This is a genomic window from Streptomyces sp. UG1 (assembly GCF_049974585.1).
Taxonomy (GTDB): Bacteria; Actinomycetota; Actinomycetes; order Streptomycetales; family Streptomycetaceae; genus Streptomyces.
This window is the reverse complement of sequence record NZ_JBNGGG010000038.1, coordinates 112,763-129,428: the sequence shown is the minus strand read 5'-3', so window position 1 is coordinate 129,428 and position 16,666 is coordinate 112,763. Positions and strand designations below refer to the sequence as shown.

The following is a 16,666-nucleotide window of genomic DNA, read 5'->3' as shown; positions in this document are numbered from 1 at the left end:
GCAAGAAGGCCTACCGGTCCAGAACCCGCCACGACAGCGAATCCCGCAGATTGATCACGACTCGATACACGCCCTAGTACCGCACCGCCCACCCCGTCGTCCGCGTCCACCCGGAGACCGGGGAACGCGGGCTGTTCATCGGCGGCTTCGCCCAGGGCATCGTCGGCCTCGGCCGCTCCGACTCCCGCGAGCTGCTGCGCATCTTCCAGTCGTACGTCACCCGCCCGGAGAACATCGTGCGGGTGGCCTGGACGCCGGGCGACCTCGTCCTGTTCGACAACCGCATCACCCAGCACTACGCCCCGGACGACTACGGCGACCTGCCGCGCCTGCCGCACCGGGTGACCGTCGCGGGCGACGCCCCGGCCGGAGTCATCATCGAGGGCGACGGCACCTCCCACCACACCCCCGCCGCGGCCTGAGCACCGCACCCGCCACGCGCGGCCGCCGGGCAGGGGCATCCGCTTCCGCCCGGCGGCCCGTCCGCAGCGGATGCCGACCGAAGCCGTACGGGATAATGGGCGCATGCGGATCTCAGCCAGGGCGGACTACGCGGTACGTGCCGCGCTGCAACTCGCCGCGTCACGGAGCGACGGGCCGCTGAAGGCCGAGGCCATCGCCGACGCGCAGGACATCCCGCACAAGTTCCTCGAAAGCATCCTGAACGACATGCGCCGGGGCGGCCTCGTCCTCAGCCAGCGCGGCGGTAACGGCGGCTACCGGCTGGCCAGGCCCGCCGAGTCCATCAGCATCGCCGACGTCATCCGCACCGTGGACGGACCGCTGGTCTCGGTGCGCGGGGTCCGCCCGCCGGACCTGTCCTACACCGGCCCCGCCGAGTCACTGCTCCCCCTGTGGATCGCGCTGCGGTCCAACGTGCGCGAGATCCTTGAAGGCGTGTCGCTCGCCGACGTCGCATCGGCTCAACTGCCCGCTTATGTAGCCGCACTGACGGACGCCCCGAAAGCCTGGGTAAACCCCTGACACGCTGGACCATCGACCGAAGGCCCCAAAAGGCGAGATAGCTGCGTCCACCATATGAACATCCCCTGTCGGCTCGTCTGAGACTCCCCGCGCACCCCGCACGCCCCCACCGCTGCGGCTCCCTTGCCGTAACTCCCTGAACGCCCTTCCCTGAGAGGACACCTCCGCGTCTGCCGCAAGACCGCTCACCACCCTGCGCAGCCTCACCCTCATCGCGACGCTCCCCCTCCTGCTCACCGCCTGCGGCTACGGATCCGACGCCACCAATGACGACAAGCAGACCGAGGTCGCGGCGGACGCCAAGAAGCTCCCCGCCGACGAGGTGAAGATCGGCAAGAAGATCGCCGCCCCGCAGCACGGCAACACGCAGGACGTCGCGTTCCTCAACTGGATCGCGGAGAAAGGCTGGATGGTCGACGCGGAGAGCGGCAAGGGCGACGTCTCCGTCGTCCGCACGGACAACAAGATCACCCCGGACGCCTACAAGTCCGGCTCCATCGACGGCGCCTGGGTACCCGAGCCGACCGCATCCAAGCTCATCTCCGAGGGTGCGAAGGTCCTGCTCGACGAGTCGACGCTGTGGCCGGACGGAAAGTTCGTGATCACGAACATCATCGTGTCGCAGAGCTTCCTGAAGGAACACCCGGACGTCGTCGAGGCCGTGCTGCGCGGCTCGGTGAAGACCAACGAGTGGATCAACGCCAACCCGGACAAGGCCAAGGCCTCCGCCAACACGGCGTTGAAGAAGCTGTCGGGCAAGGATCTGCCCGCCGACGTCATCGACCCGGCCTGGACGTCCAACACCTTCCTCGACGACCCACTGGCCGCCACCCTCGACACCCAGGCCGAACACGCCGTCAAGGCCGGTCTGCTGGAGCAGCCCGACCTGAAGGGCATCTACGACCTCGCACCCCTCAACAACGTCCTCAAGGCCGAGGGCGAGGACGAGGTAACGACCAACCGGACCCGATGAGTTCCCAGGAGGTGACGCCCATGGCCACGACCACTCGTACTGGACGACATCACACTCGATGTCGCACCCGGCGAGTTCGTCATCGGCTGCGCGATGAGCCGCTTGCAGGTCAGCGTCGATAGAGCTGCCACATGGCAAGTTCGTCGTCGTGCGCGCGCAGGCGTTCGACGGCCTCCATCGGGGTGCGCTGTTCGGTGAGCTCGTAGAAGAAGAACAACGGGGCGAACACGCTCGCATAGCCGAACGGGGCGCCCCGAGGGGCGATATAGATGCTGGCACCGGCGTCTAGGAAGGCGTCGGCGAGCGCAGGCTCCCCCGTGTCGCAGCCGGTGACGAGAGTGACGCTGCCTGGCAGCTGGAAATGTTCGCGTACTCGGTCCGGCCCAATGGCACCATTGAACGGCTGGAATCTGGCCAGCTCCTCGGCGACATCTTCCATCAGGATGCGTCCATCGTCGCCATGACAGGACAAGATCACATACGGTGCGATCGGTCTGGTGCCGTCCAGCGCGGCCACCAGGTGGCGAGGCTGACCGACCCGCAGATAGTTCACATGGACACCGAAGACTTCCAGCCCGTCACGCAACGGATGCGCGAACCCGCCCTCGATGTCGATCAGGTCAATCTCGGTCCAGGCCAATCGACCGGCCTGTACCTCGCGCACACGCGACGGACGCTGAGTCGCCAGCCACTCCTCTTCTTCTCCACGCATCACTCGGCCAAGATGCCACGACCACAGCCGTCGACACCGCTGTTGTCCTTCGCGTCCGGGCGAAGGCGATGCGGCCCGGGTGGACCGAGCGGGCCTCCAGCAGCGATTGGGGTGTGGGGCGTGACCCTCGGTGCGCTGCTGCGGTCCACCCCGTACGGCATCGCCGTGCTGGTCTCCGTGCTGCTCATCGTGCCGGGCGCCTGAGGCCGGACCAGTCCTCCAGACGGGCCAGCGAGGACTGGAAGGCCTGCTTGAAGGGGAAGCGGCTGACGTCGTAGTCGCAGGCGAAGGGACCGGTGGTGAGAAAGGCCTCCAGGGTCTGGCCGTAGGCGCGGACCGCGCGCGGGGCGGCCGTGGAGGCGCCCGCGACCTCGTAGACAGGGTAGTTGGGGCCGTCCGGGCGGCGGCGGGACTCCTCCTGGGATCCGGTGAGCAGCACGATGACCGGGACGTCGAGGTCGCGGACCCTCTGGCGCGGGTCGTCCTTCGCGACGGCCGGGGAGCCGGGTCCGGTTCCTCAGAAGCCCTGCTGGCAGCGGAGGGTGCCGCCGGTCATCGCGAAGGCCACTCCCGGTCCGGAGCAACTCCCGATGTCGGGGTCGGCGTCGTGGGTCGCGGTGGCGACGCCAAGGCTAGCGAATGGCCGGACCACGGCGGCGAGCCGGGCGATGGCGTTGACCGTGCGTCGGCGTCCTCGGCCCGCGCGAGGCGAAGCTGTGGCCGCCGGTGGCTGTGAGGAGGCGAAGGCGCGCTTGCTTCATCGCGGCAGTCAGCGGAGTGGCCCTGCACCCGCTGGTGGAGAGCCTCGACGACAACATCCTGCGGGCTGCCGATCGCGCAGCGCTTTCTCAAGGAGAACAGAGGAGCGCCGAGGAGGACCGAGGCCCCGTCAGCTCCCTGGTACGCGATCCAGGTCCATGTCGGTGGCGGTGACCCAGTCGGGTTCGGCCACCAGCAGGCTCAGCTGCTGGTCCTGGAGATCGACGTCGACGGCGTACCGGAAGCCGACGGCCTCCGCGGCCTCAACGGACGTCCGGTCGCCCTCCGGCACGGCGTGGACCACCCGGCGGCAGTCGGGGTCCGCCGCGCGGACAGCGTGCAGGAGGGACCGGAGAACCTCCGGCGTGCCGGAGTCGACGAGAAGTTCCACGTCGCGGGCACCGACCGGGTAGGCCTCACGGAGCCTGCCGGCCGCGCAGCGTTCCAGGCCGACGACCGCCTCGGTGCCGTCCGATCCGCGCAGACGCAGACGGCCCGCGAAACGTGTCCACGACTCCACCGTGGTCCGCCAGGGGCCTGGAACATCGAGCGGGGGCAGGGCCGGCACCGTGAGCATCGTCAGTTCCCCTCGTCGGCCAGGCGTCGGATGCTGACCTTGTCCAGCTTTCCGGAGGCGTTCCTCGGGACGGTGGGCACGAGCTTCAGGCTCCGGGGCAGCTTGTAGCGGGCCAGTTTCCCCGCCGCGTACGCGTGTACGGCCTCCAGTGTGATCTCCGTCGTGCCGTCGAGGCTGATGACGGCCGCCACGGTCTCGCCCCACTGCTCGTCGGGCACACCGACGACCGCGACGTCGACCACACCGGGCATGGAGGCCAGCACGCGCTCGACCTCCGCCGGGTAGACGTTCTCACCTCCGCTGATGATCATGTCCTTGAGTCGGTCGACGATGTACAGGCAGCCGTCCTCGTCGAGGTAGCCGATGTCGCCCGAGTGAAACCAGCCCTCCTCGTCGAACGCGGCGCTGTTCGCCTCCGGGTTGTTCCAGTACCCGGCGGTGACGTTGGGGCCCCGGACGACGATCTCTCCCGGTTCACCGGGCTTCAGAGGGGCGTTGCTGGCCGCGTCGACAACCCGGACCTCGGTGAACGGCATGGGGATGCCCGCGGAGCCGATCTTGTCCAGGGTGCGCTCGACGGGCAGGTGCGTGGCAAACGGCGCCGTCTCGGTCAGGCCCCACGCCTGCTGGAGCAGTATGCCGTGCTCGGCGTAGAGCTCGATGAGCGAGGGCGGCACCGGTGCGCCGGCGACCACGATCGACCGCAGGTGGCTCAGGTCCTGTTCGAACAGGCCTGGTTGGCGTGCGAGGGCGGCGAACATCTGGGCCACGCCGAACATGGAGTTGACCTTGTGGGTGACCAGGTCGTCGAGACACGCCTTCGGGTCGAACCCACGTCTGATCACCACCATGCCGCCGCGCACCAGTGTGCGGAGCACGAAGCTGTTCAGGGCGCCGATGTGGAAGAGGGGTGCGGCGGCATACGTGACGTCACCGCGGCGGGTGTCGAGGCGGAGTTCGACGTTCACCGCGTTCCAGAAGACGTTGCCGTGGGTCAGGACGACGCCCTTGGGCGTGCCCGTGGTGCCGGAGGTGAACATCAGGATCGCCGGGTCGTCGGCGGACTTGGCGGCGATGGAGGACGAGGGGGCGGCGGCTGTGAGGAGGGCTGCCCAGGGTTCCCAGCCCGCGGTGCCCGTGTCGGCCGGCGCCTCGGGGTCGTCGTCCACCAGGAGGAAGCGGGCGAGCGCGGTCCTTGCGCGCACCTTGTCGACGGCTTCGCGGTGCCCTTCCTCGCAGACGAGAGCGGTGGCGCCGCTGCGGACGAGGACGGCCTCCAACTCGGCTTCGGCCAACCGGAAGTTGACCGGGACGAAGACGACTCCCAGCCGGTGGGCGGCCAGCAGCGTGACGAGGAAGGAGCTGCTGTTGAGGCCGAGGTAGGCGACTCGGTCGCCGTCACCGATGCCGCCGTCGGCCAGGACGGTGGCCAGACGGGCGGCCCTGTCGTCGAGTTCGGCGTAGGTGAGGTCTCCGCCCGGGTAGCTGATGACGACACTGTCGCCCTGGTAGCGGGCGTTGCGCGCGACGGCGGCGGCCAGGTTGAGGTCGACCCGCAGGCCTGAGTTGCGTGGGTGTGGGGTCGTGGCTCTGGCGGCGGAAGGCGGGGTCACGAGCGGCTCCTCGTCGAGCGTCGAATGGTGGGAGTCGGAGGGTGAAAGGGGCGTCAGAGGTGGTCGCCGCCGGCGGCGGTGGCGAACCCGCGTACGCCTATGCCTCCGTCGGCATTGATCGCGTGTCCGGTGATCGGACCGCTCTGGGCACGGGAGGCGAGCAGCACGTAGGAGCCGGTGAAGTCGCGTGGATCCGTGCTGGAGTCGTGCAGCGGGATGGGGGGCGGCGGGGTGTCCGGGCCCTTCTTCGCGAAGGACGCCGAGATCGACCGGTCGGCCAGGCCCAGTCCCTCGGGCCCGCGCAGGTCGGTGTTCATGCCGCCGCAGGCCACGCCGTTGACGCGGACCTTCGGGGCGAGTTCGTAGGCGAGTTCGCGCATCAGGCCCAGGCAGGCGTGTTTGCTCGCGGTGTAGAGGGGGCCACCGCCGTTGACGTAGAAGGAGGCGTTGGAGAGCGTCATGACGATGCTTCCGCGCGTCTTGACCAGCTCGCGCCAGGCCGCCTCCGCCGCGAGGACGTAGCCCTTGACGTTGATCGAGAAGATCTCGTCGAAGGCCGTGCCCAGTTCCGCGCCGCTGAGCCGGGTGAGCTGGCGCTGGTAGTCCCACACGCCGGCGTTCGCGACGAGGGTGTCGAGCTTGCCGAAGCGGTCGACGGTCTCGGCGACGGCGGCGTGCAGGCTCTCGGTGTCGCGCACGTCCCCGGCGACGGTGTGGACGCGGGACGGGTCGGAGGCGACGGCCGCGACCTCGTCCAGCTGCTCCTTGCGGCGCCCCATGATGGTGACCGAGGCGCCCTCGGCGAGGAAGCGTTCGGCGACCGCCCGGCCGATGCCGGTACCGCCGCCGGTGATCAGGGCGGCGTTTCCGTCCAGCCAGCCGTCGCTCATGCCCGCTCCCCGAGGAAACCGGTGACCAGCGTGTCGAACTCCCGCTGGCGCTCCAGCTGGACCCAGTGGCCGCACTTGCCGAACACGTGCAGCTGCACGTCGCGGATCTGCTTGAGCATCAGCTGGGCGCCTTCGAGAGTGATCGTCCGGTCATCGCGGCCCCACAGCAGCAGGGTCGGCGCCTTGATCTTGTGCAGGTCGCGCCAGAGGGGGTCCATGCCGCCGCGCTGGGCGAAGGCCGCGTTGTAGAGGTGGTAGAAGGCGATGTGGCTCTCGTCGAGGGAGGACTCGTAGCGTGCGCGGACGACGTCCTCGCCGAACTGCTTGTGGTCGTAGACCATGGTGCGGATGAAGGCGGCCATCTTCTTCTCGCTGGGTCCGCCGCCGTTGTAGTAGCGGAACATCTCCTTCTGGCCCTCGGTGGGCGTGGGGCCGAAGGGCAGCCAGCCGCCGCCGGGGGCCATCAGCACGAGCCGGGTGACGCGCTCCGGGCGCTGCTGGGCCATGGCGATGGCGGCGCCGCCGCCGAGGCTGTTGCCCAGCAGGTGGAAGGTGTCGATGCCGAGCGCGTCGAGGGTCTGGTAGAGGGCGTCCACGGTGATCTCGGTGATGGAGCGCTCGCCCAGATCCTCGGCCGTAGGTCGGTAACTACCCCCGAAACCCGGCTGGTCGGGCAGGATCACACGGAAGTGCTCGGCCAGCGCTGGGAGGTTCTGGCGGTAGTTGCTGACGCCGGAGGCGCCGGGGCCGCCGCCGTGCAGCATCACCAGCACGGGGCCTTCTCCGACCTCGGCCACGGCGATCTCGCCGAGTGACGTGGTCACTTGATGGTGTTTCAGGTCAACGGTCACAGCGCGTTCCTCTCAGAAAAAGGTCGAGATGTTCTTCGCCAGGAGGATGTTCTGGTCGAGGAGGATCGTCCGGCGGGCCACCCTCAGTCCGCCGTCCTCAAGGCGCCGCAGGACGTCCGTGCGGCCGCCGGCGAAGACGTTCTCCTCGCGCTCCAACCGGTTGCGGTAGACGAGAAACGCCGACCGCACCCACAGGTCGTCCGCGGTGAACCCCTCGTGCTCGGCGGGGTCGACGTGGCTGACCATCACGTTGCTGATCAGATGCCGGGTCCGCGAGGGCGGGTCCTCGGCCCAGGCCATCCCGGAGTCGAACCGGCGGATGCGCCAGGCCAGGCTCTCCTTGCTCTCGTCGTAGAAGGCCGCCTCGCCCCGCGCGGCCACGGACAGCGCCTGCTGCCGGCGCAGCCGGTTGCTGCGGGTGGGCATCCAGTAGTCGAGGTCGTCGGCGAGCAGGTCGAGCCAGTCGGCATAGCGGCCGTCGTCGAGGAGGGCGGCCTCCTCGTAGTAGAACTGCTCGACCTCGAAGTGGGTGTCACGGTCGGCGCGTGCCCCCGCGCGTGACCGGATCTGCTCGGTCGCTGTGCTCACGGTGTCATTCGATCCCTTCTAGGACCCGGGTGAAACGGACTGTGCCGCCAGGCGGAACAGCGGCCGCACGCCAGGTGCACTTCAGTCGCACGCCCGGCCGGTTCAGCCGCGCAGCAGGCCGCGCAGGTTCACCGCCGGGTCTGCCAGGCGGTCCGCCACGACGGGGATGCGGCGGTCGATCAGCCGACGGGCGGCCCTGACGGCGGACGGGTCGTCGACCGAGGCGCCCGCGACGACCAGGCCGTCCCTCAGACCGAAGACGGAGAACGTCGGGTCGTCGAAGGAGCCCCTGATGACGGTGTGCGCAGCCGCTTCCATGTGCCCGACGGCCTCGATGTGGCGACCATGTCGGTCGGTCCAGAACCAGGGCGCGGTGGGAACCGGTGCCGGGGTGCCGAGGATGGTGGCCGCCGCTCTCGCGCCGTCCTGCTGGGCCGCCTCCCAGTGCTCGGTGCGCGGCACTCCGCGCAGACGGGCGGGGTCGCCGACGGCGAGCACCGCCGGGTTCGAGGTGACCTGCCGTTCGTCGACGAGGATCCCGCGGTCCACCTCGAGGCCTGCGGCCTCGGCCAGTTCGGTGGAGGGCACCATGCCGACGCCGAGCACCACCGCGTCGTGGACCCCCGCGACGCCGTCGACGACGGCCTCGATGCCCTCGGGCCGGTTGGTGAAGGACTCCACGGTGGCCCGCACGGTGGTGACCCGGTGCCGGTCGTGCAACGCGTGGAGCCAGGCGGCCAGTTCGGGGCCGAGCGCGGCGGCCAGCGGCACGCCGACCGGGTCGACGAGAACGACCTCGCAGCCCAGGCGTACGGCGGTCGAGGCGACCTCGGCCCCGATGAGACCGGCGCCGACGACCAGCACGCGGGCGCCGGGTGTCAAGGACAGCCGCAGCCGGTCCGCGTCGTCCGCCGTGCGCAGCACATGGACGCGCGGGTCTGCGAGGCCCGGGATCGGCGGGCGGGCGGCGCCACCCCCCGTCGCGAGCACGACACGGTCGGCGGGGATGAGTTGTCCGCCCGTGAGCTCGACGGCGCCGTCCCGGGGCCTCAGTGCGGTCACTGTGGTCCGGTTGATCAGGCGTACGTGTTGGTCGTCGTACCACTGGGCCGGCTGGAGAGCGATCTGCTTGATGTCCTTGGTGCCGGTCAGGAAGTCCTTCGACAGGGGCGGCCTGTCGTACGGGAACTCCCCGGCGTCGACGAGGATGACTTCGCCGCCGAAGCCCTGGGCACGCAGCGAGGCAGCCGTGCTGACTCCGGCGATGCCGCCGCCCACGATCACCACACGCTCGGTCACGGGCTCTCCCCGGGGAACAGGTAGACATCGCCGTCACGGACCTCGACCCGGTGCGGGCAGACGTTCTTCGTCGCGGGCAGGCCCTGGACCTCGCCGCTCTTCAGGCAGAACCTGCTGGAGTGCAGCGGGCATTCGACGTACCCGTCCTCGACCCAGCCCTCGGCCAGCGAGGCGGTCTCGTGGGTGCAGGTGTCGTCGAGCGCGTAGACGCTGTCGTCGGTGTCGCGCAGCAGGGCGATGTCGTCGGCGGTGCCGGTGACCGCCTTGTCGACGGCGATGCCCTCGCCCTGGGGGATGTCGTCCAGGGCGGCGACACGGATCCCGTTGCTCATGGGTGCTTCTCCTCGTGCCGAGCCTCGTGCCAGGCGGGGGTGTTCATCAGCTCGCGCCAGCGGCCGTAGAAGGCACGGCCGGCGGCGTCGCTGTACAGCTCGCTGGTGGTGCCGGGGTGGCGGCCGTCCTCGCGTTCGCTGCCCATGCCCATCTGGTAGTTGAGGGCGACGCCGCCTGTGATGAAGCCGTGCGAGATGGCCTGGACCTCGCTCCAGTTCTCGCCATCGTCCTGCTCGAAGATGCCGCTCGGTCCGAACGTCCGCAGGTTGTACAGCCGTTGGGCCTCACGGACTTCTTCGGGCATGGACTTGTCGACGATGGTCCAGGCCCAGACCTCCATCTTGTCGGGGCCCTTGGGGTGCCAGATCCGGATGGATCCGTTGACCGGCAGATAGGAGAAGTTGGGGAAGACGGTGGCGTGTCCGTTGGTCAGCGGTCCCTCGACGCGGGCCTCGCCGAGCCGCTCCCGCAACGCGTCGTAGTCCGTCCACTTGTGCACGGTCTGGGCGTCGAAGCGGTTCTTGGGATGGACCGGGAAGCCGGCGCCGTGCCCGTTCGGGTCCACATACTGGCGGCCGGTGCGGTGCACGACCTCGTCCTTGGGCTTCTTGCCGGACGGCGAGAGGGCCATGAGCGCCGAGGCGTGACTCATGTTGACGTGGTACCAGTCGGTGGCGAACTGCTCGGCGGCCAGCTTCCAGTTGCCTTCCAGGACCCACTTGTGGACTCCGCCGACGACGACCGTCCCCTCGTCGTCGTGGTCGAGCATCGCGTCCATGTACCAGGCCATGTCGCCGAGCGACTCCCGCAGCGGGACCGGGTCGGGGTTCCAGGTGCCGAAGACCAGCCCGTGGTACGTCTGCACGTACGGGACCTCGACAAGACCCCACTGCCCCGTCTCGAAGGACTCCGGGTAGCCGTCCTTGTTGGGCACGCTGACCAGGGAGCCGTCCAGGTTGTAGGACCAACCGTGGTAGGTGCAGGTGAAGTTGCGGGTGGTGCCGAAGTCGGCGCGGCACACGCGGGCACCCCGGTGGCGGCAGGAGTTGAGGTAGGCGCGGATCCGCCGGTCCCGGTCCAGCGTCACGATGACCGGGTCCTCGCCCATGTACGTCGTGAAGAAGTCGCCGGGCTTGTGGAACTGGTCGGTGTGCGCGAGGAACAGCCAGCTCGGCGCGAAGACGCGACGCAGTTCCTGGCGGTACAGCTCCTGGTCGGTGAAGATCACCCGGTCCAGCAGTCCGCCCTCGGTGTCCACGAGCCCGGAGACGTCGATGTTCCGCGCCAGGTCCGCCGGGCGCCGCAGCGCCCCGCGCGGGGCCGGGGTGGCCGCTGGCGCGGCCGGGCCCTGGGGTTCGATCGTCGAGGTCATGGGCTCAGGCAACAGCAGCGGCGCGACCGGGTGCCAACCGTCGTTCCGTACGACGGCACGCTCGCTGTCGGCGGGCGCCACCGACGGGAGAGCGTGACCGCATGCTTGCTGCCATCGCCATCTCCCAGAGCGCGACCGAGCCGCTGTCGGGGCTCGTCCTCAGGGACATCCTCGAACCCGAGCCGCGCCCGGGCTGGTCGACCGTCCGTGTGGTCTCGTCGTCGCTCAACATGCACGACCTGTGGACCCTCCGCGGTGTCGGTCATCCGCCCGAGCGGCTGCCCATCGTCCTCGGCTGCGACGCGGCCGGCTACGACGAGCACGGCAACGAGGTGCTCGTCCACCCGGTCATCGCCGACCCGGACGCCGGCCTCGGCGACGAGACGCTGGACCCGGGGCGTGCGCTGCTGTCGGAGCAGCACCACGGGGCGTTCGCCGAGTACCTGTCCGTGCCCACGCGCAACCTGATCCCCAAGCCGTCCTGGCTCACCTTCGACGAGGCCGCCTGTCTGCCCGTCGCCTGGGGCACGGCCTACCGCATGCTCTTCACCCAGGCGGGGATCCGCGCGGGCGACCGGGTCCTGGTCCAGGGCGCGGGAGGCGGCGTCGCCTCGGCCGCGATCAAGCTGGCCGTGGCCGCGGGCGCCGTCGTGTACGCCACCAGCCGCAGCGAGGACAAGCGGCGGCAGGCCGAATCCTGGGGCGCGCGCAAGGCCGTACCGACCGGCGAGCGGCTGCCCGAGCGCGTGGACGTGGTGGTGGAGACGGTCGGCGAGGCCACCTGGTCGCACTCCATGAAGGCACTGCGTCCGGGCGGCACGATCGTCATTGCCGGAGCCACCAGCGGCACCAACCCGCCCGCCGACCTCGGCCGGGTCTTCTACCTCCAGCAGCGCGTCCTCGGCTCGACCGGCTGCACCCGCTCCGAACTGGTCTCGCTGCTGAAGCTCATGGACGCCACCGGCCTGCGCCCGGTGATCGACCGCACGCTGCCGCTGGACGAGATCCACAAGGGCTTCCAGCTCATGATCGACGGGCGGCTCACCGGCAAGCTCGTCATCCACCCACCGTCTCAGGGAGATCCGTCGTGAACACCGCCGCCGTAGGGCTGTCCCACTCGCCCTTGATCGGCAAGAACGATCCTGCGCCCGAGGTCCTCGCCGCCGTGGAGGAAGCCGTCGAGGGCGCGCGTTCCGTCGTCCGTGCCTTCGACCCGGAACTGGTCGTCCTGTACGCGCCCGACCACTACAACGGCTTCTTCTACAAGGAGATGCCGCCCTTCTGCCTGGCCACCGAGGCGAACGCCGTCGGCGATTTCGGTTCCACGGCGGGCTCGCTGTCGGTCGACACCGACGCCGCCCGCGCTCTCGCGCGCGGGGTCCTGGACCGCGGCGTGGACCTGACCGTCTCGGCCCGGATGACCGTCGACCACGGCTTCGTCCAACCGCTGGAGGTCCTCTTCGGCGGCATCGACAAGGTGCCGGTCGTGCCGGTGTTCGTGAACGGCGTGGCCACCCCACTCGGCCCGGTCGGCCGCATCCGGGCACTCGGGACCGCGATCGGCGAGGCGGCCTCCGCGCTGGACCGCCGGGTGCTGTTCCTCGGCTCCGGCGGGCTCTCCCACGACCCGCCCGTCCCGGTCCTCGACGGCGCCCCGCCCCGGGTCGCCGACGCCCTCATCGAGGGCCACCCGCCCACTCCCGAACAGCGCGCCCGGGGCGAGGAGCGCGTGGTCCAGGCGGGCCGCGACTACGCCGCCGGCTCGACCCGCATGATCCCCATCAACCCCGACTGGGACAACCTCGTCCTGGACACCCTGGAGAGCGGCCGCCTCGCGGACGTCGACAGCTGGAGCGTGGAGTGGATGGGTTCCGAAGGCGGCGGCTCGGCCCACGAGGTCCGCACCTGGATCGCGGCCTTCGCATCCCTCGCGGCCACCGGCCCGTACCGCATGACCTCCCGCTTCTACGAGCCGATCCCCGAATGGATCGCCGGCTTCGCCGTGGCGACCGCGGAACAGGAGACGAACCGATGACCACCGAGCGCGAACAGGCGATTGCCGAAGCGGCGGACAGACTGACGACGGCCGCCGTCAAGCGCGAACCGTGCTCCCCGGTCCGTGACCTGCTGGGCACCACCGACATCCGCAGCGCGTACGAGGTCCAGCGCTGCCTCAACGCCCGGCGGACGGACGTCGTCACGGGCCGCAAGATCGGTCTCACCTCACCCGCCGTGCAGAAGCAACTCGGCGTGGACCAGCCGGACTTCGGCGTCCTGTTCGCCGACATGGACGTCTCCGCCCTCGACGAAGTGCCCACTACACGGCTGCTGCAGCCGAAGGTCGAGGCGGAGATCGCCTTCCTCCTCGCCACCGACCTGGACGGCGACGATCTCGACCTGGCCGCCGTCCGCGCCGCGGTCGCCTACGCGATGCCCGCCCTGGAGATCGTGGACAGCCGCGTCGCCGACTGGGACATCACCATCACCGACACCGTCGCCGACAACGCCTCCAGTGGCCTGTACGTCCTCGGCGAGTCCCGTCTCCCGCTCAAGGCGTTCGAGCCGCGCGAGGCGACCATGCGGATGTACGTGGACGATGTCCTCGTCTCCGAGGGCACGGGCGCCGCGTGCCTCGGCGACCCCCTCAACGCCCTGCTGTGGCTGGCCCGTACGGCACGCGAGTACGGCGATCCGCTGCGCGCCGGTCAGGTCGTCCTGTCTGGCGCGCTCGGCCCCATGGCCGGCGTCTCCCCCGGTGTCACCGTCCTCGCGGAGATCTCCACGCTGGGTACGGTCACTGCCGCGTTCACCGACAAGGAGCCGTCATGACCCCGGTGCAGAAGACGAAAGTGGCCGTGATCGGTTCCGGCAACATCGGCACCGACCTGATGATCAAGGTGCTCCGTCTCTCGGAGACCCTGGAGATGGCGGCGATGGCCGGCATCGACCCGGCCTCCGACGGGCTCGCCCGGGCCCGCCGCCTGAAGGTGCCCACGACCCATGAGGGCGTCGACGGCCTGATCCGCATGGGCGGTTTCGACGAGATCGACATCGTCTTCGACGCCACCTCGGCCAAGGCCCACGTCGCCAACGCGGACCGGCTCGCCCCTTTCGGCAAGCGGCTCGTCGACCTCACCCCCGCGGCGATCGGTCCGTTCGTCGTGCCGCCGGTCAACCTCGACGACAACCTGCACGCCGCCGACGTCAACATGGTCACCTGCGGCGGCCAGGCCACCATCCCGATCGTCCACGCCGTCGCCCGCACCACGCCCGTCCCGTACGCGGAGATCGTCGCGTCCATCGCCTCGAAGTCGGCCGGGCCCGGTACCCGCGCCAACATCGACGAGTTCACCGAGACCACCGCCGCGGCGATCCGGACCGTCGGCGGCGCGACGCGCGGCAAGGCGATCATCGTCCTCAACCCCGCCGAGCCCCCGCTGATCATGCGGGACACGGTGTTCTGCCTGATCGGTGACGCCGACCACGAAGCGATCCGTGCCTCCGTCGCGGACATGGTGGCCGAGGTCGCCAAGTACGTCCCCGGCTACCGGCTCAAGCAGGACGTCCAGTTCACCTCCGTACCGGCCGACGAACCGGTCCACACCCTGCTGCCCGCCGACGCACCGAAGGTGACGACGCACGTGTCGGTGTTCCTGGAAGTGGAGGGCGCCGCCCACTACCTCCCCGCCTACGCGGGCAACCTCGACATCATGACCTCGGCCGCGCTGCGCACCGCCGAGCGCATCGCCCAGCACGCCCGACAGGGGGCCTCCTCGTGACCAGCACCAGCCTCTACATCCAGGACGTCACCCTGCGCGACGGCATGCACGCCGTACGGCACCGCATCGCCCCCGCCGACGTCCAGCGCATCGTCGCCGCCCTGGACGCGGCCGGCGTGGACGCCATCGAGGTCGCCCACGGCGACGGTCTGGCCGGCGGCTCCCTCAACTACGGCCCCGGCAGCCACTCGGACTGGGAATGGATCGAAGCAGCCGCCTCGGTCCTCGAACGGGCCACGCTCACCACGCTCCTGCTCCCCGGCATCGGCACCACCGCCGAACTGAAGCAGGCCTACGCGCTCGGTGTCCGCTCGGTCCGCATCGCCACCCACTGCACCGAGGCCGACGTCTCCGCCCAGCACATCGCCACGGCCCGCGACCTCGGCATGGACGTCTCCGGTTTCCTCATGCTCAGCCACATGGCCCCGGCCGCCGAACTGGCCGAGCAGGCACGGCTGATGGAGTCCTACGGCGCCCACTGCGTGTACGTCACCGACTCCGGAGGCCGGCTCACCATGGACGGTGTCCGTGAACGCGTCCGCGCCTACCGCGACGTGCTGCGGCCGGAGACCCAGATCGGCATCCACGCCCACCAGAACCTCTCCCTGGCGGTGGCCAACTCGGTCGTCGCCGTGGAGGAAGGGGTCACCCGGGTCGACGCGTCCCTCGCCGGACACGGCGCGGGCGCGGGCAACTGCCCGATCGAACCGTTCGTCGCCGTCGCCACCCTCAACGAGTGGAAGCACGGCTGCGACCTCTTCGCCCTCCAGGACGCGGCGGACGATCTCGTACGACCGCTCCAGGACCGCCCGGTCCAGGTCGACCGCGAGACCCTCACCCTGGGCTTCGCCGGCGTCTACTCCAGCTTCCTGCGGCACGCGGAGACGGCCTCCCGGCAGTACGGCATCGACGTGCGCAGCATCCTGCTGGAGGTGGGCAGGCGGAGGCTGGTCGGCGGCCAGGAGGACATGATCGTCGACATCGCGCTGGATCTGCTGGGTCCGGCCCGGGGCTGACGCGGTACGGGTCCGGGTCCGGGTCCGGCATGAAGTCCTACAGGGCTGGGCCCGGGGCGGAGTTGGTACGGGTTACGGGCGCGGCAGTCGGCCGGCCTGCTGCTGCGCCGCCCGTGCGGCCCATGCCTGCGAGGCCGCGGCGGCGACTCGCCGTGCCTGCGCGCTCAGCCGGCGCGTGTCGATCTGGCCGAGCCGGCCGGCGACCGAAAGGGCCGCGACCGCCCGGCCTGCGCGGTTCAGCACCGGTGCCGCTACACAGGCCAGCCCCGGCTGGTATTCCTCGTTGTCGAGGGAGACACCGGTGCGGCGGATGCCGTCCAGTTCGGCGGAGAGGGCGTCGGGGTCAGTGAGTGTGCTCGGAGTGAAGGGCCGCAGCGGCTCTGACAGCGCCCGTTCCGCGGCCTGGGAGTCGTAGGCGAGCAGGACCTTGCCGACCGCCGTCGCGTAGGCCGGGAGCCGACCGTCGATCCTGGACGGCACGGGCGCGGGCCGGTGGCCGTAGAGCTTGGCCAGGTAGACGACGTGCGGGCCGTCGAGGACCGCCAGGTGCACCGTCTCCCGGGTCGCCTCGTACAGGTCGGCCAGGTAGGGCAGCAGGACGTCACGGACGCTCTCGGAGCCTGGCGCGTAGACGGCCTTCCCCAGATGGTGCAGGCGATCACCGAGCCGGTAGTCGGTCCCGACGCGCTCCACCACGCCGTTGCGCTCCAGCATGCCGAGCACGCGGTACGCGGTCGACTTGCTCATCTGCGCCCGCCGCGCGAGTTCGCTGACGCCGGTTTCCCCGCTGGACCTGTCCCCGAGGACGACGAGGAGGCTGATGGCCTTGTCGACGGCGGCTCGGTCATCCCTCGCGGGGCCGGCAAGAGTTGCGGTCATGGATGTTCACCTCGACTCCGAGAGACGGTGTCACTTTCAAT

The 16,666-nt window shown here is 70.2% G+C and carries 17 protein-coding genes and 3 pseudogenes; 9 read left to right on the top strand and 11 right to left on the bottom strand.

Annotation, left to right across the window (positions count from 1 at the left end; genetic code table 11):
* Positions 1 to 77: 77 nt before the first annotated feature.
* The 4 genes and pseudogenes from ACP4J3_RS36260 to ACP4J3_RS36245 all read left to right on the top strand — a co-directional run.
* Positions 78 to 422 (top strand): annotated as a pseudogene (locus ACP4J3_RS36260) (TauD/TfdA dioxygenase family protein); the annotation flags it as partial.
* A gap of 103 nt (positions 423 to 525) precedes the next feature.
* Positions 526 to 984, top strand: a complete 459-nt coding sequence (locus tag ACP4J3_RS36255) for an RrF2 family transcriptional regulator (protein WP_426540563.1) — start codon at positions 526 to 528, stop codon at positions 982 to 984.
* A gap of 193 nt (positions 985 to 1,177) precedes the next feature.
* A complete protein-coding gene (locus tag ACP4J3_RS36250; RefSeq protein ID WP_426540567.1) occupies positions 1,178 to 1,957 on the top strand; it encodes an ABC transporter substrate-binding protein in 780 nt (259 codons plus the stop codon).
* An 18-nt stretch (positions 1,958 to 1,975) separates the two neighbouring features.
* Positions 1,976 to 2,062: pseudogene (locus tag ACP4J3_RS36245) on the top strand (ABC transporter ATP-binding protein); the annotation flags it as partial.
* Between the two features lie 4 nt (positions 2,063 to 2,066).
* Here the strand turns inward: ACP4J3_RS36245 and ACP4J3_RS36240 are convergent.
* The 10 genes and pseudogenes from ACP4J3_RS36240 to ACP4J3_RS36195 form a co-directional block, all read right to left on the bottom strand.
* Positions 2,067 to 2,669: a hypothetical protein gene (locus ACP4J3_RS36240; protein ID WP_426540566.1), complete on the bottom strand. Its 603-nt coding sequence runs from the start codon at positions 2,667 to 2,669 to the stop codon at positions 2,067 to 2,069.
* 184 nt (positions 2,670 to 2,853) lie between these two features.
* Positions 2,854 to 3,153 (bottom strand): annotated as a pseudogene (locus ACP4J3_RS36235) (alpha/beta hydrolase domain-containing protein); the annotation flags it as partial.
* A 405-nt stretch (positions 3,154 to 3,558) separates the two neighbouring features.
* Positions 3,559 to 4,005 carry a hypothetical protein gene (locus ACP4J3_RS36230; protein WP_426540562.1) on the bottom strand — a complete coding sequence of 149 codons (447 nt, stop codon included), beginning with the start codon at positions 4,003 to 4,005 and terminating at the stop codon, positions 3,559 to 3,561.
* A gap of 2 nt (positions 4,006 to 4,007) precedes the next feature.
* Complete coding sequence (locus ACP4J3_RS36225; protein ID WP_426540561.1) at positions 4,008 to 5,618, bottom strand: long-chain-fatty-acid--CoA ligase; 1,611 nt, start codon at positions 5,616 to 5,618, stop codon at positions 4,008 to 4,010.
* A gap of 53 nt (positions 5,619 to 5,671) precedes the next feature.
* Positions 5,672 to 6,508 (bottom strand): 3-(cis-5,6-dihydroxycyclohexa-1,3-dien-1-yl)propanoate dehydrogenase, encoded by an 837-nt coding sequence (hcaB, locus tag ACP4J3_RS36220; RefSeq protein WP_426540560.1) that lies wholly within the window; start codon positions 6,506 to 6,508, stop codon positions 5,672 to 5,674.
* Positions 6,505 to 7,332 (bottom strand): alpha/beta fold hydrolase, encoded by an 828-nt coding sequence (locus ACP4J3_RS36215; protein ID WP_426540559.1) that lies wholly within the window; start codon positions 7,330 to 7,332, stop codon positions 6,505 to 6,507. The genes hcaB and ACP4J3_RS36215 overlap by 4 nt, the downstream gene beginning before the upstream one ends.
* 39 nt (positions 7,333 to 7,371) lie before the next feature.
* Positions 7,372 to 7,947 carry a 3-phenylpropionate/cinnamic acid dioxygenase subunit beta gene (locus ACP4J3_RS36210; protein WP_426540558.1) on the bottom strand — a complete coding sequence of 192 codons (576 nt, stop codon included), beginning with the start codon at positions 7,945 to 7,947 and terminating at the stop codon, positions 7,372 to 7,374.
* A gap of 102 nt (positions 7,948 to 8,049) precedes the next feature.
* Positions 8,050 to 9,246, bottom strand: a complete 1,197-nt coding sequence (locus ACP4J3_RS36205; protein WP_426540557.1) for an NAD(P)/FAD-dependent oxidoreductase — start codon at positions 9,244 to 9,246, stop codon at positions 8,050 to 8,052.
* Positions 9,243 to 9,578: a non-heme iron oxygenase ferredoxin subunit gene (locus ACP4J3_RS36200; RefSeq protein WP_426540556.1), complete on the bottom strand. Its 336-nt coding sequence runs from the start codon at positions 9,576 to 9,578 to the stop codon at positions 9,243 to 9,245. Before ACP4J3_RS36200 ends, ACP4J3_RS36205 begins: the two co-directional genes overlap by 4 nt.
* On the bottom strand, positions 9,575 to 10,951 hold the full coding sequence (locus ACP4J3_RS36195) for an SRPBCC family protein (protein ID WP_426540555.1): 1,377 nt from the start codon (positions 10,949 to 10,951) through the stop codon (positions 9,575 to 9,577). The genes ACP4J3_RS36200 and ACP4J3_RS36195 overlap by 4 nt, the downstream gene beginning before the upstream one ends.
* Before the next feature lie 101 nt (positions 10,952 to 11,052).
* Here ACP4J3_RS36195 and ACP4J3_RS36190 point away from each other — a divergent pair, with 101 nt between their 5' ends.
* Genes ACP4J3_RS36190 through dmpG form a run of 5 tightly spaced genes read left to right on the top strand, consistent with a single transcriptional unit; the run spans position 11,053 to position 15,746 of the window.
* Positions 11,053 to 12,042, top strand: coding sequence for a zinc-binding dehydrogenase (locus ACP4J3_RS36190; protein ID WP_426540554.1), 990 nt, complete (start codon positions 11,053 to 11,055; stop codon positions 12,040 to 12,042).
* The gene (locus ACP4J3_RS36185; protein WP_426540553.1) at positions 12,039 to 12,986 is read left to right on the top strand and encodes a 3-carboxyethylcatechol 2,3-dioxygenase; all 948 of its coding nucleotides are present in this window, start codon (positions 12,039 to 12,041) and stop codon (positions 12,984 to 12,986) included. The genes ACP4J3_RS36190 and ACP4J3_RS36185 overlap by 4 nt, the downstream gene beginning before the upstream one ends.
* The gene (locus ACP4J3_RS36180; protein WP_426540552.1) at positions 12,983 to 13,780 is read left to right on the top strand and encodes a 2-keto-4-pentenoate hydratase; all 798 of its coding nucleotides are present in this window, start codon (positions 12,983 to 12,985) and stop codon (positions 13,778 to 13,780) included. The genes ACP4J3_RS36185 and ACP4J3_RS36180 overlap by 4 nt, the downstream gene beginning before the upstream one ends.
* Entirely contained in the window at positions 13,777 to 14,730 is a 954-nt protein-coding gene (locus tag ACP4J3_RS36175) for an acetaldehyde dehydrogenase (acetylating) (protein ID WP_426540551.1), read from the top strand. The genes ACP4J3_RS36180 and ACP4J3_RS36175 overlap by 4 nt, the downstream gene beginning before the upstream one ends.
* Positions 14,727 to 15,746, top strand: coding sequence for a 4-hydroxy-2-oxovalerate aldolase (dmpG, locus tag ACP4J3_RS36170; protein WP_426540550.1), 1,020 nt, complete (start codon positions 14,727 to 14,729; stop codon positions 15,744 to 15,746). Before ACP4J3_RS36175 ends, dmpG begins: the two co-directional genes overlap by 4 nt.
* A 72-nt stretch (positions 15,747 to 15,818) precedes the next feature.
* Here the strand turns inward: dmpG and ACP4J3_RS36165 are convergent, their stop codons facing one another.
* Positions 15,819 to 16,625, bottom strand: coding sequence for an IclR family transcriptional regulator (locus tag ACP4J3_RS36165; RefSeq protein WP_426540549.1), 807 nt, complete (start codon positions 16,623 to 16,625; stop codon positions 15,819 to 15,821).
* Between the last annotated feature and the right edge of the window lie 41 nt (positions 16,626 to 16,666).